Source organism: Pseudoalteromonas sp. B160 (genome assembly GCF_037162485.1).
In the GTDB taxonomy this organism is placed as follows: domain Bacteria; phylum Pseudomonadota; class Gammaproteobacteria; order Enterobacterales; family Alteromonadaceae; genus Pseudoalteromonas; species Pseudoalteromonas rhizosphaerae.
The window spans coordinates 2,340,240-2,364,150 of record NZ_JARLUX010000001.1 but is presented as its reverse complement, the minus strand read 5'-3'; the positions used below and the strand labels follow the sequence as shown (position 1 = coordinate 2,364,150).

Here is a 23,911-nt window from a genome sequence, read left to right as displayed (position 1 = left end):
AACTAGCTCATTACTCACTGCTTAAAAACTGTTACGATAACTGAGCACAAAACTCTAACAAGAAAATATCAGGGATATCTATGTTTATTAAAAGCCTACTCACACTCAGTGTGGCCGTTGCAGTAAGTTCAGCTCATGCTAATGAGTTTGTCCTAGAAAAGCTCGCAAAACCAAGTTCTCAACACGTATCTCTAACGCTTGATCCAGCTCAAGAAACCTTTAGCGGTATGACCGAAATCGCCCTTGAAGTACTTAAGCCAACTAACTATATCGAGCTAAATGGTGTTGCTTACGCAACGCAAATGGCAAAACTGCTTGGGGCAGAAAACTGTGACTTAAGTGCTGAAATGCTAAAAACAGGTAAAGTAAAATTTAGCTGCGATGAGCAAATTCAACCAGGTAAATACACGCTTAAAGTCGACTTCACTGCCCCCTATAATCGCCAAAGTGTTGGCCTGTATAAAACCTTAGATCAGGGTGTGCCGTATTTATTTACCCAATTTGAAATGAGCGATGCCCGCCGCGCATTCCCTGTATTTGATGAACCAAGTTATAAAATTCCATTCCAATTAACGATTACAGCACCTAGCTCTCAAAAAGTGTATGCCAATACACCTGAGTTAAAAACGACCGTTAATGGCGATATGACCACTCACTTTTTTGATAAAACACCGCCAATTCCTTCATACTTAGTGGCCATGGCTGTCGGTCCATTTGAGGAGCGTGAAGTCAAAGGCATGCCAATTCCAGGTCGTGTGATCACGCCACAAGGTAAAATTCACTTAGGTGAATATGCCGAGCAAGCAATGCCAAAAGTATTGGCCGCGCTTGAAGGCTACTTTGGTATTCCTTACGTTTATAAAAAACTAGATTCAGTCGCAGTTCCTGAGTTTCCATTCGGTGCAATGGAAAATGCAGGCTTAGTTACCTACCGTGAAGATATTTTGCTGCTTGATTTGGCTACAGCGACTCGCAATAAAAAACAACGCAATGTATCTATCATCGCTCATGAACTTGCTCACCAGTGGTACGGTAACTTAGTAACCATGAAATGGTGGAATGACTTATGGCTAAATGAAGCGTTTGCAAGCTGGATGGCTGCTAAAATCACAGCCCAGCTTAACCCTGAATTTGAATCACATTTAGACCTGCCGCAAAATAACGTTATGGCGTTAGATGCTCGTTTAAGTACTAAGCCAATTCGTAAACCAATCAAAACCGAAGCCGATATTATGGACGGCCTAGGCTTAGCTTATAGCAAAGGCAGCTCGGTATTAGCTATGGTTGAAAACTGGATTGGCGAAGAGGCTTTCCAGCAGGGTATTCGCGCTTATTTAAAAGAGTTCTCGTATAAAAACGCCGAAGCAGCCGACTTATGGCAAGCCCTTGGTAAAGCGTCAAATAAAGATGTGGCAGCGGTTTTAAAATCGTTTATCGAACAATCTTCATTCCCACTGATCAAAGTAACTCAGCAAGGTAAAACGATTACCATTAATCAAAGCCGCTTTACTAACGCGGGCGTTGATGCTCCTGCACAGCTTTGGAATGTGCCAGTTGCAATAAAATACGGTGCTGGCGATAAAGTTAAAACTGCCAATGTATTACTAACTAAAGCCAATCAAACTGTTGAACTTGAATTTGAACCTGAGTGGATTTATCCAGATCAAGGCGCTTTAGGTTATTACCGCTGGGTGATGGATGACAAACAATTTGCTGCATTGATTGATAACGCCGCACAGTCATTGACAGTACGAGAACGTTTAGCGTTATTGTCTGCCGCTGATGCATTACTAGATGCTGGTGTTATTTCTGCTGCACATTTAATGCAAACACTAGAAGTTTTTGTAAGCGACAAACACCCACGCGTTGCTAATACCGCTTTGGGTTATTTAGCCGCACAAAAGCGTACCTTTGAAGATGAAAGCAACCAAGACCTGTGGCCTGAATTTATTCGTAAAAGCATCATGCCTGCAGCTAAACAGTATGGTTTAACTGCAAAAGTTAAAGAAGATGCTGCAATCTCGCAATTACGTACTCAAGTAGTTGCACGTTTAGGTTTTGATGGTGAAGATCAAAGTGTGATTAATACCGCCAAGGCACAAGCCCGTGTTTACTTAAATAACCCAGAAAAAGTTGATCCGTACCTTGCGTCAATCTACTTAAACTTAGCCGCATTCCATGGTGATAAAAACCTACTCGATGCATATATAAATACCTTTAAAACTACCAAAGATCCGCAAGTGCGTACAAAAATGCTAGCGGCTATGAGTTACTTTGGCACGCCAGAGCTACAAACTAAGGTATTAAATTACAGCTTAACTGACGATGTCACTGCATCTGACATGCGTACGATTATGTCAGGACAGGCTTACACGAAAACCCGTGAAGCTTTGTTTATTGAATGGATATACGCGAATTACGATAAGGTAGTTGCAAACTTGCCACCTTTCTTCGTACCTAACCTGCCTAACTTTACCACCTCAGGTTGTAGCGCCAGCAGCTTAGCAAAAACGCAAACTTTCTTTATGAGCAAAATTGCTGATGAGCCAGGTTATGCCCGCACCTTAAGCAAGCTTGAAGAAAGCGTAAATAATTGTATTGCACTTAAAGAACGTGAACTAGCTTCAGTTAATAGTTTCTTAAAACGTTAATTTGTACGGCAAGCCATTGGCTTGCCGTTTTTTATCAACAGCGTTATTTATCCATTGATAATTTTTACTAGCTGAGAAATAAACTCTTTTGCTCCTTCAACGCTGGTCATTTTAAAACCAATTCCATAATGGATTGGATTCGTGCTTTTAAAAATACGCGTTGGAAACCGTGTCATTTCACTACTATGAAAAAAACCGCTAATGCGGTTAACGCCTGCTATTTTATTAAAATCATCACTAAAGACTTCCAGTGCAGGACGAAGCACAAGCTTAGCTTGGCCACCTTCTATATGCAGATAAATTGCTTCTTTGGACTTAGGTAACATATATTCAGTGATATTCTTAATTCTAAAATTACTACGGCACTCTAATGCAATAAGTTGCTCGTTGATTTGCTCTGGACTAGCTGACATGGATATCCTTGATTTTCATTAAGCTCTTAGCTGTAAACTACAGCACAGCCAAGAACCTGCAAAGTTTTATATTATAGTTATTTAACGCAGACAAAAGCGAGTTGATCATTTAAGTAGCTCATACGGGTAATATTGGTATCACAGAAAGGCGTTAAATCAAGCCATAGCGAGACCTGCTCAGGGCTATTTAGCTGGCGCTGGTAAACACGATTATCGACCGCATAAATGACCGTATTAGCGTCTTTAAATGCGTAATCTTGTACAGTCTGCGGTAAACGAAAGAGGTCAGTGACGGTATTTTCTTGCGGATCATAACTTGCTAACCAGTGCTGCTGCGCTTTGCTATAACTAAATGTATAGGCAGCTAATGCATGATTAAATGTCAACGTACGGCGAATATGCTCAGCAACCACTTTTGGCTTCGCTGCAGCAACCTGAGTATATTGTAAAGTATGTGGTTCGCCTAAAATAAACATCACCATATCATTTTTGGCGCCCCAGGCATGATAACCAACTGGTTCTATCCACTCAAAAATACGACTTGGTTTAACATTATCGTCAAACGGATATTGCCATAACTTTTGCTTACCATCCGCCTCGACTACGATAGCTGACAGTGCCTTACCATTAGGTGTTAAAGTCGGCGAGTATTCACTCACAGCAGTATTTGTTAAATTAGTTACTTGCTTATTGGTAAAATCATAAAAAGCTAGATCTGTTTGACTTTGCCCTTCACTTTGCACTTCTTGGGTAAAATAAATACCACCTTTGGTAAGTAAAGGCTGATTATTATAAACATCATTATTAGTGATACGGCTTACTTGTAACCCATATTCTGTGTTAAGTTTAGCAAGTAAAATTTCGCTTTTTGGCATCGCAGCTAAAACGCTATTAGGGGTAACTGCAAGGGTGGCAACAAAACTTAGCCAAGGTAAAGTCAATTTCATATCATTCTCTAATTATTTTTATCGCCCTTATAATAGCGCTATTTTATAGTTATTCCCAAGTCTGTTATTGATATGTCACTTGACCTACCCCCTTACTACGCCTTATAACTACAGAGCTACTTAAAACGAGAAAAATTATGTCAGCTAAACATCCTATTATTGCGATCACTGGTTCATCTGGTGCGGGTACTACCACCACGACAAGTGCTATTAAGCATATATTTCGTAGTCTTAATATTGAGGCCGCATTTATAGAGGGCGACAGTTTTCATCGCTATACTCGTCCTGAGATGGATAAAAAAGTTCGCGAAGCGCAGCAAGAAGGTAAACACATTAGTTACTTTGGTCGTGAAGCTAATGACTTTGCAGCCCTTGAAGGTTTGTTCAGCACCTATGGCGATACTGGAGCAGGTAAATTACGTCGTTATTTGCATACCTTTGACGAAGCCGTGCCATACAATCAACTACCAGGTACCTTTACTCCGTGGCAAGAACTGGAAAGCAGCACCGATATTTTATTCTACGAAGGACTGCATGGCGGTGTTGTCGATGAAGATCATGATGTAGCTAAGCATGTTGATTTACTAATTGGTATGGTGCCTATAATTAACCTTGAGTGGATCCAAAAGTTAATCCGCGACACCTCTGAACGTGGTCACTCTCGCGAAGCTGTTATGGGCTCAATTGTCCGCAGTATGGATGATTACATTAATCACATTACGCCACAGTTCTCACGTACTCACATAAACTTTCAGCGCGTGCCAACCGTTGACACCTCAAACCCATTTAGCGCAAAAGATATTCCGTCCCTTGATGAAAGCTTTGTGGTTATTCGTTTTCGTGGCATAGATGACGTCGATTTTCCGTATTACCTACGTATGATCGAAGGCAGCTTTATGTCGAGGATCAACACCTTAGTGGTCCCTGGTGGAAAAATGGGACTCGCTATGGAGTTAGTATTAACCCCACTTATCAAAGATATTATCCTTAAAAAGCGTGCGCTTGCCGAATTAGCCCCCGTTGATTTGCCTATTTAAGAAATACGCTTGCTGAAATACATAGCTTATGTAAACTGCTGACTTCATCATAAAAGGAGATATCAGCATGACAGAGCCATTACGCATTCTTGTCGGTTCCAAAAATCCGGTAAAAATAAATGCTGCCCGCAGTATTTTCTCTCTCTATTACCCTGATATGACGATTGATTGTCAAGGAGTTGATGCACCTTCACAAGTACCTGATCAGCCAATAGGTGAAGATGAAACACGAATAGGCGCACAAAATCGTGTCTTGTATTGCCAACAGCATTACCAAGCTGATTTTTATGTTGCAATGGAAGGTGGTGCTGAGCAATTTAGCTACGGCCCCGCTACCTTTGCATTTGTAGTCGTTGCTGATAACCAACAACGTGCTATCGGTCGTAGTAGTAACCTTCCTTTACCCCCAAGCCTGTATAATGCGTTATTGCAAGGCAAAGAACTTGGCGATGTAATGGATAACGCATTTAATACTACCAATATCAAACAGCAAGGCGGTGCTATTGGTTTATTAACTAATCATCATGCCACCCGAGAAAGTACCTATACGCAAGCGCTGACACTCGCTATGGCGCCTTTTCTTCATCCCGCGCTTTACTCTAAGGAAGTTTAATGAAGTACACCCATGTTTTATTTGATGCCGACGAAACCTTATTTAGCTTTAATGCCTATGCAGGCTTAAAAAGAATGTTTGCAGTTTATGGCGTTGATTTTAATGACGCTGATTACAGTCATTATCAAGCAACAAATAAACCGTTGTGGCTTGAGTATCAAAACAATACTATTTCCGCTACTCACCTACAAGTCACTCGATTTAGTGAGTGGGCTAATAAGCTCAATGTTCCAGCTCAACAGCTTAATGATGATTTTTTAACTGCCATGGCTGAGATCTGCGAACCATTACCTGGTGCTATTGAACTGCTAAATAAACTAAAACCGCATGCTAAATTAGGCATTATCACTAATGGTTTTACCCAGCTACAAGCACGCCGCTTAGAGCATACCGGATTAAAAGAGATGTTTGATTGTTTAGTTATCTCTGAGCAAGTGGGAATTGCAAAACCAGCCGCAGAAATTTTTTATCACACTTTTGAACTGTTAGGTAATCCACCAAAAGAACAGATCTTAATGGTCGGTGATACCGCAAGCAGTGATATCTTAGGTGGCCAAAATGCCGGGATTGATACCTGCTGGCTACAGCATCCCAACACAGTTCTGCCAGAAGGCATTGAACCAACATACCAAGTGACTGAGCTGGTACAGTTACAACAGCTGTTAGGATTGTAAAAGGTTTAATACCAATCGACTTAAATATTTAACCATTCTAGCGAGCTAAATAAAGCGCTAACTGCGTTATAATTTTTTAAGTAGAACAACTACATGTCAAAATTTACGCCTTGTTATCACTCCATTTATCTGTCGCTATAAATGGTCAGTAACTTAACACGATTGGTATAACATTAAAAAACTAAACCGCAATATTTAAACAAAAAAATGACGCTAGATAGCGTCATTTTTTATAACTGTTTTAAGCGTTTGCGATTAAGCTGTGGCTACTTCTAAACCTGGTGCTGGCATGTATACTGGGGTATCAAATGTTGCCCATTCCCATGCTGACTCAGTCGCCATAATTTTACGAAGTAACTTATTGTTCAGGTCATGGCCTGATTTATAAGCTGTAATTTTTCCTAAAATGTTGTGGCCTGTCATAAACATGTCACCAACACAGTCTAGAATCTTATGCTTAACAAACTCATCGCTATAACGCAGACCGTTAGGATTAAGTACTTTAAACTCATCCAATACCACGGCGTTATCCATGCTGCCACCTAAAGCTAGGTTATTAGCATGCATATATTCAATGTCTTTCATAAAGCCAAAAGTACGTGCGCGGCTGATTTCTTCCGTAAAGCTTTGTGCCGTAATATCTAAACCGATACGTTGGCGGCTTTCATTGATTGCCGGATGATCGAAAGCAATTTCAAAGTCGATATGAAAACCATCATATGGTTCAATCTCGGCCCATTTATCACCTTCTTCAATACGTACTTTTTCTTTAATACGAATAAAGCGCTTAGCCGCATTCTGCTCTGCAATGCCGCCTTTTTGTAACAAATAAATGAATGGTAATGCACTACCATCCATTATTGGTACTTCTGAGCTATCTAATTCAACGATCAAATTATCGATACCCATTGCCGCTACCGCAGCAATAAGGTGCTCAGTCGTAGATAAGCGAACGCCATCTTTATTAGTTAAACAGGTACATAATTGCGTATCGCCAACGGCTTCAGGTGTTGTTTCAAAATCAACAACCGGATCAAGGTCGACACGACGAAATACTATCCCAGTATTTGCGCTCGCAGGTCGGAGAGTAATAGTGACCTTCTCACCTTTGTGAAGTCCAATTCCTATGGCTTTGACTATCTCTGCAATGGTACGCTGTTTAATCATAGCTTCGCTCACTTATAGTTACAGTTAGACCGCCGATTATATCACATATACGACCAGCTGCCAAATTCGTTCGCTTTTTAAACAAAAACAATTACCTTTTTGCTTAATCTGCTTGTTTTCTTAAAAATGCAGGGATGTCGAAATAATCGCCACCTTCTGATTTATTAGACTTTTTACCGCTATCATTAGTTTTAGATAAACCACTATTGCTTTGCGTTGTCTTGCTCGATTCATGCTTTTCAATCGCTGGAGCAGCAGTCATTTCATCGCCACTACCTTGGCTTGCAAAGCTTGGTACATACATACTGCTAGTTTGGTTTGTTGAACTGCTAACATCAGAACCTGACGCTTTTTTAAAGCCGTTATCGACAATACCAAACTGTGGACGACGATCGCCGCCTAAACCTGTAGCGACTACAGTTACACGTAGTTCATCAGTCATTTCAGGGTCAATAACCGCACCAACCACCACAGTCGCATTTTCAGATGCTAATGCTTTAACGTGATTACCAACAATTTCAAACTCTTCAATTGCGATATCCATACCTGCAGTGATGTTAACTAGGATGCCTTTCGCGCCAGTTAAATCAACGTCTTCAAGCAGTGGGCTTGAGATTGCAGCTTCTGCAGCTTCTTGCGCACGATCAGGACCCGATGCAGACGCTGTGCCCATCATCGCAGTACCCATGGCTGACATTACTGTACGTACGTCGGCGAAATCCACGTTAATCAAACCAGAACGAGTAATTAGTTCCGCAATACCTTGAACGGCACCAAATAATACATCATTAGCTTTAGCGAATGCGTCTAATAGTGTAGTCCCTTTGCCTAAAACTTTAAGCAATTTATTGTTAGGAATTGTAATAAGTGAATCTACAATTTCTGACAATTCGTTAATACCTTGTTCAGCCGCTGCTGCGCGCTTTTTACCTTCAAAGTCAAACGGACGTGTCACTACAGCAACTGTTAAAATACCTAACTCTTTAGCAATTTTGGCAACCACAGGCGCAGCACCTGTGCCAGTACCACCGCCCATACCCGCTGCGATAAATACCATATCAGCACCTTCAAGGCTGGCACGAATAGTATCGGCGTCTTCTTCTGCTGATTTACGACCTACATCAGGGTTTGCACCCGCACCTAGCCCAGACGTGATCTGAGTACCTAGTTGCACAGTAATATCTGCTGATGAGTTACGTAATGCCTGAGCATCCGTATTAGCGGCAATAAAACGCACGCCTTCAATTTGTTGCTTAACCATGTGCTCAACAGCGTTACCGCCGCCGCCGCCCACGCCTATTACTTTTATAACAGCTTCTTCGCTGTGTTGTTCCATTATATCAAACATGTTTACTCTCCGACTTGAGTATTAAAACTCGCCTTGAAACCACTTCGTTATGCGGTTCCACCAATTATTATCGCCTTCAGGTTTCGATTTTTGTGCATTCATCGATTGCATTGTGCGGCCATATTGTAATAAGCCAACCGCCGTTGCATATGAAGGGTCATCTACATAATCTGTCAAACCAACTATCCCTATAGGTTTGCCTATTCTCACTGGCATCTGGAAAATGTCTTCAGCCACTTCCATCGCGCCAGCCATTTTAGCACTACCGCCAGTAATGACGAGTCCTGCTGCAATTTGGTCTGCTAATCCTGAACGATGAATTTCTTCCATCGCCAGTTCAAATAATTCTCTAAAACGCGGCTCAACCACCTCAGATAAGGTATGACGCGACATTAACCGCGCTGGTCGCCCGCCTACACTAGGCACTTCAATAGTTTCTTCGCTGCTGGCCATTTGGCTACTTGCACAGGCATATTGTACCTTGAGTGATTCAGCATGGGATATCGGTGTACGAAATATTTTTGCAATATCGCCAGTAACTTGGTTACCCGCTACAGGAATAACTGCAGAGTGGCGCAACGCACCATTGATATAAATAGTGATATCCATCGTACCGCCACCGATATCAAGTACCGCAACACCAAGCTCTTTTTCGTCATCGGTTAATACCGAATAACACGACGCTAATGCGGTGAAAATCAGTTGGTCAACTTCAAGACCACAACGCTCAACACATTTTTCAATATTTTTCGCCATATCGTTTGAGCAAGTTATGATGTGAGCACGGGCTTCCATTCGTACACCACTCATACCACGCGGGTTTTTAATCCCTTCTTGCATATCGATACTATATTCTTGCGGCAGCGCATGCAGCATTTTACGTTCGGCTGAAATAGGCACAGAGCGCGCAATATGAATAACATTTTCAATGTCTTCATCAGTCACTTCAGTGTTATTAATTGCCACAACACCACTTTCGTTTTGGCACTGAATATGTTTACCTGAGATCCCCAAATACACGGAGCTAATACGGCAATCAGCCATAAGTTCAGCTTCATCGATTGCACGACGAATAGACTCCGACACCAAGTTAAGGTCGTTTACGCCGCCTTTATCCATACCATGGGACACTTGGCTGCCAACCCCAACAATGCTGAGTTTGTTATCTGCGGTGATTTCACCAACCGTGGCCACCACTTTTGAGGTGCCAACGTCTAATCCAATCACTAGGTTTCTTTCTGCTGACTTAGTCATGCCTTACTCTTATTTTGTAATTGCGCTTCTTCCAGGAGCTTCCAGCTCACTGCAAGGCCGGTATCATACCGTAAATCCACTACATCTACTTGTGCATCTGCACGTTTTTCCATCCGCGGGTAAACATCTATAAACCGCTGTACCCGTTTAGCTTTTTCTTTACGCCCTAATTTAAGGCGAATACCGTTATCGAGCCATAACTGCCATGAAAATCGCTCTGACAATGCCAGGCTGGTTAACTTAAAACTATTGACCTTAAGCATTTCATCAAGCTGCTTGAAAGCTCCCCAAGCTTCAAACTCACTGCCCTCAGGGCCATAAAGTTGTGGCAGCTCGTCACTGAGCTTCGCACTGCTAGCTTGAAACACTTCACCGCTTTGGTTAAGTAATAAATCACTGTTCCACACTGCGACGGCCTGATGCTCTACCACATACACTTGTAATGTATCTGGCCACTGCTTGCGTACCGATGCAGTAGCAACCCATGGCAGCTCTTGAACCAAATGTTGAACATGTTTAACATCTAAATCAAAAAAACTCGATAAGTCAGCTTTTTTAATCGCGCCAATAATCGCTTTTTCGTCCGTATATTGAGGTTTCCCCAACACCGCTAAATGCTTTATCTGCGCATCTTTATTTTTCACCAACCACTGTCTAACGCCGCTGGTTATTTGTACTAAGCTAAAAACTACAATAAGGAAAAAGCTCACACCAAAGATTAACGACCAATTGAGTTGCTGTTTTAATTGTTGCGCTTTTTCCAAAAAGGGATGCATATTAAAGCGTTTGCTCCAAAATGCGAACAACTAATTGCTCAAAGCTTGCACCATTTGCTTTAGCAGCCATTGGCACTAACGATTTTTCAGTCATTCCTGGTACTGTGTTTACTTCTAACAAATAAAAGTTACCGTCTGCATCTTGCATTGCATCAACACGCCCCCAACCACTGGCACCCACCAGATCAAATGCCGCTAAAGCCATTGCTTGTAAATGCGTGGTATCGCCAGCTGATAAGTCTGCTGGGCAATGATATTGCGTGGTATTTGACTGATACTTTGCTTGGTAATCATAAAAACCATTCGGGGTGGTCATTTCAATTACTGGCTGTACCTCATCGCCTAGTACAGTGATTGTAAATTCGCGCCCTGTTATCCACTGCTCAACCAGCACTTGGCTGTCAAACTTAAACGCTTCGGCTAAAGCAGCTTCAAGCTCTTGCGCATTATTTGCTTGCGCCATACCAATGCTAGAACCTTCGTGCGACGGTTTTACCATCACTTTTTTCAGTTCATTCATTATCGCTGTAGCATCAAAACCACGTTTGCTATCCACCACCGCATAAGGCGCAGTGCTCAAGCCCGCAGATTTAAATAAATGCTTACAACGTATTTTATCCATCGCCAATGCTGAGCCTAATACGTTACTGCCAGTGTATGGCAACCCCATAAACTCAAGTGCACCTTGAATAGTACCGTCTTCACCACCGCGACCATGCAGGGCGATAAATACTCGTTCAATGCCGAGTTCTTTTAATTGCCATAACGGTTGCTCTTTTGGATCAAAGCCAATTGCATCAACGCCCGCATTTTGTAATGCGTTCAATACCGCTTGGCCTGATTTTAGTGATACTTCGCGCTCAGCTGAGTGTCCACCAAACAACACTGCCACTTTGCCAAACTGTGTGTTTAATTGCGTCATACCTTTACCTGCTTAAGTTGCTCAATCGACAGCGATGTCGCCGCGAGTGTTTTTACTAATTGACCAATATTACCAGCACCTTGGGTTATAACTAAATCATTATCTTGTAACGTATCAGCTAATACTCCAGCTAGTTCAGAGCTACTTGCAACATGCAGTGGTTCTTTACCGCGTTGACGTAAGCTACGACATAAACTTTTACTGTCTGCGCCAATAATTGGCTCTTCACCAGCGCCGTATACATCAAGCAATAATAACTGATCAACATCGGCTAACACTTTTACAAAGTCTTCATATAAATCACGAGTACGAGTAAAGCGATGTGGTTGATAAATCATTACTAAGCGTTTATCAGGCCAGCCTTGGCGAATTGCCGCTATAGTCGCTGCAACCTCTGAAGGGTGATGACCATAATCATCCACCAGCATTACTTTGCCACGTTCGTTTTCAAAATCGCCATAATGCTGAAAACGACGTCCGATACCTTCAAACTGTTGCAATGCTTCTAAAATCGCGTGATCAGCTATCTGTTGATCCTTTGCAACAGCAATCGCTGCAGTGGCGTTCAATGCATTATGTTTACCTGGCATATTTAAATGCACAGTTAATTCATCACCTTGCTTAGTGCGCACTTTAAACTGACTGGTATTTGCCGTTTGGCTAAAATCAGTCATGCGGTAATCGGCGTCGCTCGATTCACCATAAGTGATCACAGGACGGCCAAATCGCGGAATAAGCTCAGCTGCCACTTCTGAATCGATACACACCACAGCAAGGCCATAAAAAGGCAGGTTATGAATGAAGTCCACATAAGTATCTTTCATTTTTTCTAAGCTACCGCCGTAGGTATCCATGTGATCTTCTTCAATATTAGTGATCACCGATACCATAGGTTGCAAATGCAAGAATGACGCATCACTCTCATCAGCTTCAGCAATTAAAAAATCACTTTTACCGACTTTTGCGTTACTACCCGCACTATTAAGTAAGCCACCAATAATAAAGGTTGGATCCAGCCCAGCTTGAGCATAAATACTCGCGATCAAACTAGTGGTGGTGGTTTTACCATGAGTGCCAGCGATAGCAATACCGTGGCGAAAGCGCATTAGCTCGGCCAACATTTCTGCACGGCGCACAACCGGAATACGTGCCGCCTTAGCTGCAATAATCTCAGGGTTAGTTTCATCAATTGCACTTGAAACCACCACGACATTGGCATCTTTAACATTACTTTGATGATGGCCAATAAACACTTCAGCGCCAGCTTGGATCAAACGTTCGGTCATTGCACTATGGGCAATATCAGAGCCAGTAATACGATATCCTTCAAATGCGAGTACTTCGGCAATACCGCCCATTCCTGCGCCACCAATACCAATAAAGTGGATAGTGCTAATTCGGCGCATTGCCGGGCGAGTGCTCTTGTGTGTTGACATTTGTTTCACTTAATTATCTCTTTTTTCTGTTACTTGCAGCGCTGACAAGGGGACACCTGCGGCATCCATACAATGCCATGCGACATTGGCAGTAGCTTCTAGTGTCGCCAATTGCTTAGCATTGCCTGCAAGTTCACTGATTAATGCTGGTTTGGCTAAATACGGGCGTAATAGTTCAACAATACTGTGTTGATTGAACTGCCCCTGTGGCATTAATAATGCCGCATTGCCATCAACTAAAAATTTTGCATTCGCAGTTTGATGATCGTCAACCGCATGCGGAAACGGCACAAACACGGCCATTTTTCCTGCAACAGCAATCTCACTTACGGTTAACGCCCCCGCGCGGCAAATTACAATATCTGCCCAGCTATAAGCGGTATCCATATCATCAATAAACTCAGCCACCTTAGCTTGTTCAGCACTAAAACCTTGCTGCTGATATGCCTGTGTTACTGAGCCTAAATGACCTTTACCGGTTTGATGCCATGTATTGATCTGAAACTCTTCACTGAGCTGTTTAAATGCTGCTGGCAAAGTTTGGTTTAGCACCTGCGCACCTAACGAGCCACCAACGACCAACACGTTAACCGGACTTGATACTTCCCGCATTGCCACATTTGCTACGCTGGCTCGTACCGGATTACCAACCACGTCACTGTATCCAGAGGCAAATGCTTGCGGAAATGCAGCCAACACTTTATTGGCAAACTTGGCTAGGTACTTATTACTCATACCGGCAACCGCATTTTGCTCATGGATCACCAGTGGTATACCTAAGCTTTTTGCGGCAATACCAGTCGGCCCAGTAACATAGCCGCCCATTGCTAACACAACATCAGGTTGTTGTTTTTTCAATACTTTGCGTGCTTGTAATATGGCATTAATCACCATAAAGGGGGCTTTTACTAAACGTGCAAGGCCATTGCCACGTACACCTTTAACATTAATAAAATCAATCTCAATATTATACTTTGGTACAACCTGCGCTTCCATTCGATCAGCAGTGCCAATCCAACTCACTTGCCAACCTTGTTGCCTTAAGTGATCAGCCACAGCTATGCCGGGAAAAATATGCCCGCCAGTACCGCCAGCAACAACGACTAATTTTTTATTCATCGCTTGCCTCCACCGGATGTTGCTTGTTTAGTGGCCATTTTGGTTTCAAAATCCACGCGTAATAAAATACCTGCCGCAATAGTCATGATAAGTAAACTTGAGCCACCATAAGATACAAACGGCAAGGTTAAACCTTTGGTTGGCAAAATACCGGCACTCGCCCCCACATTAACCATGGTTTGAAATGCAAACCAAATACCTATTGCGAATGCAAAGTAACCTTCATATTCTTTGCCACATTTAAGTGCTTGCTGACCAATTAACAGTGCTCTAAACACCAAAGTACCAAACACCATTAAAATACTGACGATACCGATAAAACCTAACTCTTCGCCAATCACCGCAAAAATAAAGTCATTATGGGCCTCAGGTAAATACTGCAATTTTTGCACACTATTACCTAAACCTTGGCCAAACCAACCACCTTGGCTATATGCCATCAGCGATTGTACTAACTGGTAGCCTTTACCAAATGGGTCATCCCATGGCTCTAGAAAACCGACCACCCGCGCCATCCGATATGGCTCAACAATAATGAGCAATACGACTAAGCCTACGCCTGTTAATATCAAGGCAAAAAACTGCCATAACTTAGCCCCAGCTAAGAACAATAAGCCTACGGTAGTTACAAACATCACCACCACAGTGCCTAAATCGGGCTGTAATAAAATCAACAATGCGTAAACTGCAAACACCGCGATTGGCTTAGCAAAGCCTTTGATGTTTTCTTGAACTTCCTCACGTTTACGCACTAAGTAACCGGCGATATAACTGAAAAAGAATAATTTAGCCGCTTCAGCGACCTGAAAGCCCACCGGACCTACTGGGATCCAACGTTTTGCGCCATTCACTTCACGTCCAACGATTAACACCACTATCAGTAGCGCCATGCCAAACAGTAATAAGTAAGGATTCGAGCGTTTCCACCAAGTCATTGGTACACAACAGGTGATCCAAAACAGCACAAAGCCCATCGCCAAAAACATGCTGTGGCGAATAATAATATGATAGGGATTGTTAAATAAGCGATCAGCGGTCGGCATCGACGCACTCGTCACCATCACAAACCCCAAGCCAATTAGCATGATCACACAATATAACAGTGGCACATCGTATAACTGCGCCGAAGGCTTAGGAGTCAGGGTGTCACGAATATTAGCTAAAGCAATCATACTGCCTCCGCTAATACGCATTGACTAAAGTGCTCACCACGTTGCATATAATTGTTATACATATCAATACTGGCACATGCAGGTGCAAGCAACACAATATCGCCCGCAGTGGCAAGTTGCTTGGCAAGCATCACCGCTTGCTGCATATTTTCTGTTAAGTGGCCTTTGTCAGTCAACGCAACCAGTGCTTTGGCATCTTTACCAAAACAAATAAGCGCTTTAACTTGCTGTTGTAAATACGGCTTTAAGCTATCGAGATCGGCGCCTTTGGCATCGCCTCCGGCAATCACCACTAGTTGCTTGGCCTGATCGGCTAAACTTTCTATCGCCGCAATGGTGGCCCCGACATTCGTAGCTTTAGAGTCATTAAAATATTTAACCCCCGCTTGCTCGGCAACAAACTGACAACGATGCGCCAAGCCAGTAAATTGGCTAAAAGCTTGTGCAAACTGACTAGCACTGATATCAAATGGGCTCAATAATGCCATAACCGCTAACGCATTTAGCCGATTATGACGACCAACTACGGCCAAGCTACTAACAGGCAATAGAGCTTTGCCTTGATAACTAAAGTAACTGTCACCTTGATACGTCATTAAACAATAATCCGCATTTTCTAAGCCAAAGCTTAATTGCGGCATTGTTTGTGTATACGTTGCTGGGTCAGTCTTATTTACTATAGCCAGCGCGGCATTAGCATAAATCGTTTGTTTTGAATCAATATAGGCTTGGTAGCTCGGGTAACGGTCTAAATGATCTTCCGACACATTAAGTACCGTAGCGCTAACCGGTTTTAAGCTGTGCATCGTATCGAGCTGAAAACTCGATAGCTCTAATACGTAAACATCAAAATCATCAGCTAATAAATCCAGTGCGGCAGTACCAATATTTCCGCCAAGTCCGACTTTATAGCCAGCCGTTTTCAATACTTCATAAGCCAACGTAACGACAGTCGATTTACCGTTAGAGCCTGTTACAGCCACCACCGGCTTGTCTGTTAAACGAGCAAATAACTCAATATCACCAATCACTTCAACACCCGCTTGCATTGCTTGTGCAACTGCTGGAAGTGTTAAACTTAAACCAGGGCTGATGATGATCATATCAGCGCTTTCAAGCTGTGCAGTTGCCAAATCACCAAACTGCGTCGTTAAATTTGGCGCATGTTGTTGTAACCAATCACAACCGGGCGGTGATTGGCGACTATCAACTACATTAGGCGTTAAACCTTGAGATAATAAAAAACGCACAATGCCCAGACCGGTTACACCGAGTCCGAGCACTGTAATATGTTTGTTTTTCATCTCGTTTAAATACGTCATTTACCTGATCTTTAATGTTACTAGGCCAGCTAACACTAGCACGATAGAAATTATCCAAAAACGCACGATAACTCGTGGCTCAGGCCAGCCTTTTAATTCGTAATGATGGTGGATTGGTGCCATTCTAAAAATCCGTTGGCCACGTAATTTATAAGAGCCAACTTGCAAGATAACCGACAGTGCTTCCATCACAAATACACCGCCCATAATGATTAAAATTAACTCTTGGCGAACTAATACAGCAATAATACCCAATGCTCCACCAAGCGCTAATGAACCAACATCACCCATAAATACTTGTGCTGGGTAAGTGTTAAACCATAAAAAGCCTAATCCGGCACCAACAATGGCGGTACATACCACAACCAACTCACTGGCCAATGGTAAATGTGGAATATGCAAGTAAGCTGAGAAATTCACGTTACCTGTTAAGTAAGCGATAATAGCCAATGCTGCTGCCACTAAAATAGTCGGTACAATGGCCAGACCATCCAAGCCATCGGTCAGATTCACAGCATTTGACGTACCCACCACTACAAAGTAAGTCATAACTATGTAAAACAAACCTAGTTGCGGTAATACATCTTTAAAAAACGGCACTACTAATGATGTTTCGTTGGCATGATTAGCAGTAAAAAATAATGCGCAGGCAACCACTAAGGCAATCACTGACTGCCAAAAATACTTCCATTTAGCAATTAACCCTTTTGGATCTTTGCGGATCACTTTACGGTAATCATCAACAAAGCCAACAATTCCCAATGAGCCGATCACAAACAAGGTAGCCCATACATATTTATTCGCTAAATCAGCCCACAGTAAAGTACTGGTAAAAATAGACGCTAAAATTAACAAGCCTCCCATGGTTGGGGTGCCCTTTTTCGATAAATGCGACTCCGGGCCATCGTTACGAACTACTTGACCAATTTGCATTCTTTGCAAAGCACGGATCAACTTAGGCCCAAAATACAATGAAATTAATAATGCCGTTAAAATACCAAATACAGCGCGAACGGTTAAATACGAGAACACATTAAATGCACTGTAATATTGTGTTAAATACTCAGCCAGCCAAACTAACATTGAGATACTCCATTGCGGCCAGTTTGCTGGCTGTTAACTAAATCTTGTACTAATAATTCCATGCGAGAACTGCGTGATCCCTTCACGACTATGGTGGTTTTTTGTGCTGAGTCAGTTAACTGTGCTTGTAATTGTTGTAACAGTTCCTCGCGGCTTGAAAAATGCCGCTGTGGTTTAGCAAATTCATCACTGGCGTATTGACTCAATACACCTAAGCTATACAACTCATCAATACCTTGTTGTTTGGCATAGGCGCCAACTTGTTGGTGATAAAGCGCAGCTTCTTCACCAAGTTCTCCCATATCACCTAACGCTAAAATACGCTGACCTTGGAGGTCGCGTAATAAATCAATTGCAGCCTTAACCGATTGCACATTGGCATTATAAGTGTCATCAATCACGGTTAGTGTTTCATTGACTTGAATAATGTTTACTCGGCCTTTTACTTCAGCCATGCTTGCGAGTGCCGTTGCCACCGCCTCAAGACTAACGCCAAATTCACAGGTTAATGCAGCTGCTATAAGGGCGTTTGTAACATTGTGACGACCTGGCAATGCAAGCTTAACGGGTACTCGCTGCTGCTTGGTACAAATATAAAAAGACGCCTGAGCTTGCTCATCGAGGCTGACTTCTTCTGCCCAAATATCTAGTTTATCAGTGCTTGAAAAACGTTTTACACTGCGCCCTTGTAACTTAGTAAGCCAACCATCACTGAATTCGCTGTCACAGTTAACTAGCGCAATGCCATGCTCTTTCAAACCATCGTAAATTTCACTTTTAGCCGTTGCCACACCCGCAAGAGAGCCAAAACCCTCAATATGCGCAGCTGCCACATTACAAACAACGGCAACATCTGGCTTAGTCATCGCCGTGGTGTAGGCAATTTCACCAATATGGTTAGCGCCAAGCTCGATAACCGCATATTTGTGCTGCGGTTCTAGGCGTAACAAGGTTAATGGCACGCCAATATCATTATTAAAATTACCTTTGGTCGACAGTACTTCACCGTGAGGAGCTAAAATAGCTGCGCACATTTCTTTTACTGTGGTTTTACCGACACTGCCTGTAATTGCGATAGTTTTTGGTGCCACACTGGCCATTACCGCAGCACCAATTTCGCCTAGCGCAATACGCGTATCCGTAACTAAAAACTGTGGAATATCAACGGCAACTTTTTGACTAACAATAGCGGCTATTGCGCCTTTGTCTTTCGCTTGTTGTAAAAACTGATGGCCATCAAAATTAGGGCCTTGTAGGGCTAAAAATACTTCTCCTTCGCATACGGTGCGAGTATCGGTATTAATATTTTTTACTGTTTGATTATCACCTTGATAATCAGTTGCTAGCACATTTGCTAGCCAATCAAAATCCATTGGGATCATAACTGCGATCCTCTTATTTGTTGTTCTTGTGGGTCTAGCTTTTGCTTTTGTTGTAAGTGCTGCTGGACATATTTACGATCGCAAAAATCTATCCGTTGCGTACCAATTATTTGATAATCTTCATGGCCTTTACCTGCAATAAGCACTACGTCATTGGCATTTGCGTTATCTATTGCAAAGGCAATAGCATGAGCACGGTCAGCTTCTAAGTGCGCACGGTCAGGCTGGCTTAAACCAGCAGCAACATCTTTAATGATCTGCCATGGATCTTCGCTACGCGGGTTATCACTGGTAATAATTACTTTATCAGCATTTTGCTCAGCCGCTTGGGCCATCATTGGTCGCTTGCCTTTATCACGGTCTCCACCGCAACCAAATACACAACTTACGCCACCGGCACATGTTGTTGCAATGCTTGCAATGCTAAAGCTAACGCATCTGGCGTGTGAGCATAATCAACAATACAGGTTGGTTGGTTTGGCGCGCTAAATGCTTGCATGCGTCCAGCAACTGGTTGCAAGCTTGCACAACCCGCTGCCAGTTGATCTAATGGGTAACCTAAACCAAGTAAAGTTGCGATTGCAGCCGCTAAATTATATAAATTAAATTCGCCAAACAGCGGACAGGTAATAGCAATATCACCCCAACTTGTAGTCAACTGTGCCGATATACCGGTTTTATGGTAAGAAACATCAGTGAAGTATACAAACTTAGCACCTTTTGGCTGCAAGTTTTTATGGCCATAACACACTAAGTTATTAAAATCGTATTGTTCTAACCATTGCTCTACTTGGTTATCATCTTGATTTAGTACCACCAGCTGCGCGTCAAAATCTCGCATTAGCATTAACTTTGCATCGGCATAACTGGCCATATCACCGTGGTAATCTAAATGATCGCGCGATAAATTGGTAAACACAGCAGCTTTAAAGTGCGTTTTCGCAACACGCTGCTGTACCAAACCATGTGATGACACTTCCATCGCCACCAGTTTGTTATTGTCAGTGGCAAGTTGCGCTAATATTCTTTGTAAATCAACACAAGACGGTGTGGTATTGATTAACTCAGTTAAACTTTCTGGTTGCCCATACCCAAGCGTACCGATAATCGCTGATTGGGTGTCGCAAAACTTAGCTAAATGAGCAATCATCGCAGTGGTAGTTGATTTACCATTGGTGCCAGTAACACCTACCACATCTAATTGTTTACTTGGTTGCTGATAAAAATGACTCGCTAATGCGGGCAATTTCTTATTCAAATCGGAAATTAAATAAAGCGGCTCAAAATCACATTCAAACTCACATAAACGATCAGCAATTACTGCGACAGCACCATTTGCAATCGCTTTATCTATAAATTGTCCGCCATCTAATTGATGACCTTTAATTGCTACAAAGACATCCCCAGGGGTTACATCTCGACTATCTAAACGTAAGTGCCTTACTAATAAGCTTGTTGCTGCTACTTCTATTTGTTGTAAAATTATTTTTAAATCACGCATCATCATCTATGCCCTTCACGTAGGCAACCGAGCCTTTGTCTGGTGCCACGTTTAAAATTCTTAACGCATTGGAGATTATTTCTGCAAACACTGGTCCTGCAGTTGCACCGCCATAATAAACATCTCCACCGGGCTCATTGATCATTACAACAACAGCTAAACGTGGATTACTCGCAGGTGCTATACCAGTAAAGTAACCTACATACTCATCACCATAACCACCTGCGGCAGCTTTTTTAGAGGTACCCGTTTTACCCGCAGCACGATAACCATCAACTTTTACCTGGCTCGCTGTACCACCTTCTTCAAAAACGCTTTCCATCATATGCACAACCGCTTCAACATCTTTTTGTTGAAAAACACGCTCGCCTTCAGGGATTGAATCTTGCTTGAGGATGGTCAATGGTCTATTGATCCCGCCGGCACCTAACATGGCATAAAAACGCGCCATTTGTGCGGTGCTTACAGCAACGTTATAACCAAAAGAAAGTGCTGCAATTTCATGGTCAGACCAACGTCGATTCGGATAAAACAAGCCACTACTTTCACCAACCATGCCGGTGCCTGTATCTGAACCAAAGCCAACCTTTTGGAACAAGCCAACAAAGTAATCCTTCGGTACATCTTGCGTTATTTTTGTCACCCCCATGTTACTGGAGTACTTTAAAATCTCACGTAAGGTCATTTCACCATGGTTACGCGAGTCTGTAACTAACGTACCACCAATGCGCATCCAGCCTGGGTAAGTATCAATTTTATCATCCGGTTGGATTGAGCCGTAGTCTAACCCAGCTAATATGGCTAGAGGCTTAACGGTTGAACCTGGTTCGAACAAATCCGTGATCGCTCGATTTCGGCGTTTATGCGGGGCTGCATCATTTAAATTATTTGGATTAAAAGACGGGCTGTTAACCATCGCTAACACTTCACCAGTTTTCACATCGACCACCATCGCAGAGCCAGACGTTGCTTTGTAGGTTAGAACTGCTGATTTTACTGCTTTATAAGCAATCGCTTGAATGCGTTGATCAATACTTAAATGAATACTTTCAGGCTCGATCCGTTCACGTTCATCAAGCACTTCAACTTCACGACCCTGTGCATCTTTGCGAATTGTGCGACGACCTTCAACGCCAGTTAATGCGTTTTCGTAAAGCTTCTCTATGCCTTCGATACCTTTGCCATCAATATTAGTAAAACCAAGCACATGTGCGGTAACTTCTCCGGCAGGATAATAGCGTTTTGATTCATCTAATAGATGAATACCAGGCAGACGTAAGTCGCCAATATAATTGGCAACGGCAGGGGTTACTTGGCGTTTTAAATAAACAAAGCGGCGACTGGCATCATCCCGCAAGCGACCATTGATTGTTTTCGGTTCAATACGCAGTACGTCGGCAAGTTCACGCCAACGCAAATCATTTTTGTAGTACAACGCAATACGCTGTTCAAGTAGCGCGGTATTTTCTGCAAGAGCATTCTCATCTTCGCCATTTTTACGCGCTTGCTTGAGCACTTTAGCACGCAATGATTTATGCAATGCTTTAGGATCCGCATACACGCTTACCACAGGCACACTAACTGCAAGTTCTTTACCATGACGGTCAAAAATCATCCCGCGTTGCACATGCAACTTTTCCACGCGCACAGTACGTTTATTACTTTCTGAACGGGCTTTATCAGGCTCGATAACTTGTAAATAAGCAGCACGAGAAACTAAAGTAACAAAAACCAGCAGCACCACAGAGCACACCAGCATAAAACGCCATGTGATCAAACTATTAACTGGTTTTTTCCCTCTACTTCTCATGGTAGTACTATCACCTGTTCGTCTTGGCTTGTGGACCGTTTCATCTGAAGTTGCTCGATAGCAATTTCTTCAATGCGTGCATGTTGCGAATAAAACTCTTCTTCAACTAATAGGTAACGCCATTCTAAATCGAGTTCATCTCGCTGTTGTAACAACTGATCTTGCTCAATCAGCTCTTGGCGAGCAAAGTGAGTGACCTGCACCACACTCAAACTTGATGCGAATATCACAACCAACAAGGCCGAGGTTAGCTTATTAGCTCCTAGGCCTTTGATTATTTCTAAAAATAAATTGGGTTGTCGATGATTCGCTTTAGGCTTCATCCCAACCTCTGTGCCACCCTAAGTACTGAACTGCGTGAACGTGGGTTACGGTCAACTTCAGCTTGGCTTGGCTTAATAGCTTTACCCACTGCCTTTAACGTCAGATTTTTATTTATTTGTGCATCAGTTAAAGGCAGACCTCTGGGTAATGCCACTCCCTTACTCTGTTTTTTAATAAACTGTTTAACAATACGATCTTCTAGTGAATGAAACGAAATCACCACTAACCGACCACCGGGCTTTAGTACACCCAGCGCAGCTTGTAATGCCGTTTGAATCTCTTCCAATTCACTGTTGATATAAATACGAATAGCTTGGAAAGTACGCGTCGCAGGATGTTTGAATTTGTCTTTTACTGGCACTGCTTCGTCAACTAAATCAGCTAGTTGCTTAGTTGTTGTAATCGGCGTATGTGCTCGCACTTCAAGCACTTTATGTGCAATACGACGACCAAATTTTTCTTCGCCATAAGTTTTGATCACATGAACAATCTCCTCCAGCTCGGCTTCAGCTAACCACTGCGCAGCACTGCGGCCGCTGGTAGGATCCATGCGCATATCAAGCGGGCCATCTTTCATAAAGCTAAAACCACGCTCGGCATCATCTAGTTGTGGTGATGACACACCGATATCTAATAAAATGCCATCTACTTTTCCTAATAGATCGTTTTGCTCTGCCACTTCGTATAGATTAGAAAAGCGAGTATGGGCAATGGCAAAACGACTATCATCGGCAAACTTTTCGGCAGACTTGATCGCTTGTGGATCTTGGTCAATAGCTTGTAATCGACCATGTTCACCAAGGCGCGCCAAGATTTGTCCAGAATGTCCGCCTCGGCCAAATGTACCATCCATATAAATACCGTCTGGCTTAATTGCTAGACCTTCGATGGTTTCGTCCATTAGTACGGAAATATGTTCAAATTGCGCTGTCATTAGCTATTGTTTGCCTTTTTATTGTG

General features: G+C 42.7%; 20 protein-coding genes and 1 pseudogene. 4 read left to right on the top strand and 17 right to left on the bottom strand.

The genetic code is table 11. The features are described from left to right. Positions 1–80 precede the first annotated feature (80 nt). Complete coding sequence (locus P4S61_RS10980) at positions 81–2,651, top strand: M1 family metallopeptidase (protein ID WP_337118270.1); 2,571 nt, start codon at positions 81–83, stop codon at positions 2,649–2,651. 47 nt (positions 2,652–2,698) lie between these two features. Here the strand turns inward: P4S61_RS10980 and P4S61_RS10975 are convergent, their stop codons facing one another. Beyond that, positions 2,699–3,064, bottom strand: coding sequence for a hypothetical protein (locus P4S61_RS10975; RefSeq protein ID WP_145236916.1), 366 nt, complete (start codon positions 3,062–3,064; stop codon positions 2,699–2,701). A gap of 77 nt (positions 3,065–3,141) precedes the next feature. Then, entirely contained in the window at positions 3,142–4,011 is an 870-nt protein-coding gene (locus P4S61_RS10970) for a hypothetical protein (protein WP_337118269.1), read from the bottom strand. Positions 4,012–4,148: 137 nt separating this feature from the next. On the opposite strand from P4S61_RS10970, the gene P4S61_RS10965 reads away from it, so the two are divergent. The 3 genes from P4S61_RS10965 to yjjG all read left to right on the top strand — a co-directional run bounded on the left by P4S61_RS10965 (position 4,149) and on the right by yjjG (position 6,335). After that, a complete protein-coding gene (locus P4S61_RS10965; protein ID WP_145236910.1) occupies positions 4,149–5,048 on the top strand; it encodes a phosphoribulokinase in 900 nt (299 codons plus the stop codon). Positions 5,049–5,115: 67 nt separating this feature from the next. Further along, positions 5,116–5,661 carry an inosine/xanthosine triphosphatase gene (yjjX, locus tag P4S61_RS10960; RefSeq protein ID WP_182731640.1) on the top strand — a complete coding sequence of 182 codons (546 nt, stop codon included), beginning with the start codon at positions 5,116–5,118 and terminating at the stop codon, positions 5,659–5,661. Then, on the top strand, positions 5,661–6,335 hold the full coding sequence (yjjG, locus tag P4S61_RS10955) for a pyrimidine 5'-nucleotidase (RefSeq protein ID WP_145236903.1): 675 nt from the start codon (positions 5,661–5,663) through the stop codon (positions 6,333–6,335). The genes yjjX and yjjG overlap by 1 nt, the downstream gene beginning before the upstream one ends. Positions 6,336–6,590: 255 nt before the next feature. Here yjjG and lpxC read toward each other — a convergent pair whose 3' ends face one another. From lpxC to rsmH, 15 genes and pseudogenes are all read right to left on the bottom strand, one after another. Then, positions 6,591–7,502 carry a UDP-3-O-acyl-N-acetylglucosamine deacetylase gene (gene lpxC, locus P4S61_RS10950; protein ID WP_182718054.1) on the bottom strand — a complete coding sequence of 304 codons (912 nt, stop codon included), beginning with the start codon at positions 7,500–7,502 and terminating at the stop codon, positions 6,591–6,593. 103 nt (positions 7,503–7,605) lie between these two features. After that, complete coding sequence (ftsZ, locus tag P4S61_RS10945) at positions 7,606–8,850, bottom strand: cell division protein FtsZ (RefSeq protein WP_182731641.1); 1,245 nt, start codon at positions 8,848–8,850, stop codon at positions 7,606–7,608. 21 nt (positions 8,851–8,871) lie between these two features. Next, positions 8,872–10,104 (bottom strand): cell division protein FtsA, encoded by a 1,233-nt coding sequence (gene ftsA / locus P4S61_RS10940; RefSeq protein ID WP_145236894.1) that lies wholly within the window; start codon positions 10,102–10,104, stop codon positions 8,872–8,874. Continuing rightward, positions 10,101–10,880 carry a cell division protein FtsQ/DivIB gene (locus tag P4S61_RS10935; RefSeq protein WP_337118268.1) on the bottom strand — a complete coding sequence of 260 codons (780 nt, stop codon included), beginning with the start codon at positions 10,878–10,880 and terminating at the stop codon, positions 10,101–10,103. The genes ftsA and P4S61_RS10935 overlap by 4 nt, the downstream gene beginning before the upstream one ends. Before the next feature lies 1 nt (position 10,881). Beyond that, the gene (locus P4S61_RS10930) at positions 10,882–11,802 is read right to left on the bottom strand and encodes a D-alanine--D-alanine ligase (protein WP_149980616.1); all 921 of its coding nucleotides are present in this window, start codon (positions 11,800–11,802) and stop codon (positions 10,882–10,884) included. Continuing rightward, a complete protein-coding gene (murC, locus tag P4S61_RS10925) occupies positions 11,799–13,238 on the bottom strand; it encodes a UDP-N-acetylmuramate--L-alanine ligase (protein ID WP_259397186.1) in 1,440 nt (479 codons plus the stop codon). Before murC ends, P4S61_RS10930 begins: the two co-directional genes overlap by 4 nt. Before the next feature lie 9 nt (positions 13,239–13,247). Next, complete coding sequence (gene murG, locus P4S61_RS10920; RefSeq protein ID WP_337118267.1) at positions 13,248–14,357, bottom strand: undecaprenyldiphospho-muramoylpentapeptide beta-N-acetylglucosaminyltransferase; 1,110 nt, start codon at positions 14,355–14,357, stop codon at positions 13,248–13,250. After that, entirely contained in the window at positions 14,354–15,529 is a 1,176-nt protein-coding gene (gene ftsW, locus P4S61_RS10915) for a cell division protein FtsW (protein WP_182718050.1), read from the bottom strand. Before ftsW ends, murG begins: the two co-directional genes overlap by 4 nt. Beyond that, complete coding sequence (murD, locus tag P4S61_RS10910) at positions 15,526–16,851, bottom strand: UDP-N-acetylmuramoyl-L-alanine--D-glutamate ligase (RefSeq protein ID WP_337118266.1); 1,326 nt, start codon at positions 16,849–16,851, stop codon at positions 15,526–15,528. The genes ftsW and murD overlap by 4 nt, the downstream gene beginning before the upstream one ends. Beyond that, entirely contained in the window at positions 16,852–17,934 is a 1,083-nt protein-coding gene (gene mraY / locus P4S61_RS10905) for a phospho-N-acetylmuramoyl-pentapeptide-transferase (protein ID WP_145236872.1), read from the bottom strand. Continuing rightward, the gene (locus P4S61_RS10900) at positions 17,928–19,316 is read right to left on the bottom strand and encodes a UDP-N-acetylmuramoyl-tripeptide--D-alanyl-D-alanine ligase (protein ID WP_182760321.1); all 1,389 of its coding nucleotides are present in this window, start codon (positions 19,314–19,316) and stop codon (positions 17,928–17,930) included. Before P4S61_RS10900 ends, mraY begins: the two co-directional genes overlap by 7 nt. Next, positions 19,313–20,817, bottom strand: a pseudogene (murE, locus tag P4S61_RS10895) (UDP-N-acetylmuramoyl-L-alanyl-D-glutamate--2,6-diaminopimelate ligase). Before murE ends, P4S61_RS10900 begins: the two are co-directional and overlap by 4 nt. After that, positions 20,810–22,627, bottom strand: coding sequence for a penicillin-binding transpeptidase domain-containing protein (locus P4S61_RS10890; protein WP_337118265.1), 1,818 nt, complete (start codon positions 22,625–22,627; stop codon positions 20,810–20,812). Before P4S61_RS10890 ends, murE begins: the two are co-directional and overlap by 8 nt. After that, entirely contained in the window at positions 22,624–22,950 is a 327-nt protein-coding gene (ftsL, locus tag P4S61_RS10885) for a cell division protein FtsL (protein ID WP_145236863.1), read from the bottom strand. The genes P4S61_RS10890 and ftsL overlap by 4 nt, the downstream gene beginning before the upstream one ends. Continuing rightward, positions 22,947–23,885 (bottom strand): 16S rRNA (cytosine(1402)-N(4))-methyltransferase RsmH, encoded by a 939-nt coding sequence (gene rsmH / locus P4S61_RS10880; RefSeq protein ID WP_182760322.1) that lies wholly within the window; start codon positions 23,883–23,885, stop codon positions 22,947–22,949. The genes ftsL and rsmH overlap by 4 nt, the downstream gene beginning before the upstream one ends. Between the last annotated feature and the right edge of the window lie 26 nt (positions 23,886–23,911).

Coding starts and splice junctions, on each gene's coding strand:
- yjjG (WP_145236903.1), top strand. CDS start 5,661: ATGAAGTACACCCATGTTTTATTTGATGCCGACGAAACCTTATTTAGC.
- ftsZ (WP_182731641.1), bottom strand. CDS start 8,850: ATGTTTGATATAATGGAACAACACAGCGAAGAAGCTGTTATAAAAGTA.
- ftsA (WP_145236894.1), bottom strand. CDS start 10,104: ATGACTAAGTCAGCAGAAAGAAACCTAGTGATTGGATTAGACGTTGGC.
- lpxC (WP_182718054.1), bottom strand. CDS start 7,502: ATGATTAAACAGCGTACCATTGCAGAGATAGTCAAAGCCATAGGAATT.
- P4S61_RS10980 (WP_337118270.1), top strand. CDS start 81: ATGTTTATTAAAAGCCTACTCACACTCAGTGTGGCCGTTGCAGTAAGT.
- mraY (WP_145236872.1), bottom strand. CDS start 17,934: ATGTTAGTTTGGCTGGCTGAGTATTTAACACAATATTACAGTGCATTT.
- murG (WP_337118267.1), bottom strand. CDS start 14,357: ATGAATAAAAAATTAGTCGTTGTTGCTGGCGGTACTGGCGGGCATATT.
- ftsL (WP_145236863.1), bottom strand. CDS start 22,950: ATGAAGCCTAAAGCGAATCATCGACAACCCAATTTATTTTTAGAAATA.
- P4S61_RS10890 (WP_337118265.1), bottom strand. CDS start 22,627: ATGAGAAGTAGAGGGAAAAAACCAGTTAATAGTTTGATCACATGGCGT.
- murC (WP_259397186.1), bottom strand. CDS start 13,238: ATGTCAACACACAAGAGCACTCGCCCGGCAATGCGCCGAATTAGCACT.
- murD (WP_337118266.1), bottom strand. CDS start 16,851: ATGACGTATTTAAACGAGATGAAAAACAAACATATTACAGTGCTCGGA.
- P4S61_RS10930 (WP_149980616.1), bottom strand. CDS start 11,802: ATGACGCAATTAAACACACAGTTTGGCAAAGTGGCAGTGTTGTTTGGT.
- yjjX (WP_182731640.1), top strand. CDS start 5,116: ATGACAGAGCCATTACGCATTCTTGTCGGTTCCAAAAATCCGGTAAAA.
- ftsW (WP_182718050.1), bottom strand. CDS start 15,529: ATGATTGCTTTAGCTAATATTCGTGACACCCTGACTCCTAAGCCTTCG.
- P4S61_RS10965 (WP_145236910.1), top strand. CDS start 4,149: ATGTCAGCTAAACATCCTATTATTGCGATCACTGGTTCATCTGGTGCG.
- P4S61_RS10900 (WP_182760321.1), bottom strand. CDS start 19,316: ATGATCCCAATGGATTTTGATTGGCTAGCAAATGTGCTAGCAACTGAT.
- P4S61_RS10935 (WP_337118268.1), bottom strand. CDS start 10,880: ATGCATCCCTTTTTGGAAAAAGCGCAACAATTAAAACAGCAACTCAAT.
- P4S61_RS10970 (WP_337118269.1), bottom strand. CDS start 4,011: ATGAAATTGACTTTACCTTGGCTAAGTTTTGTTGCCACCCTTGCAGTT.
- rsmH (WP_182760322.1), bottom strand. CDS start 23,885: ATGACAGCGCAATTTGAACATATTTCCGTACTAATGGACGAAACCATC.
- P4S61_RS10975 (WP_145236916.1), bottom strand. CDS start 3,064: ATGTCAGCTAGTCCAGAGCAAATCAACGAGCAACTTATTGCATTAGAG.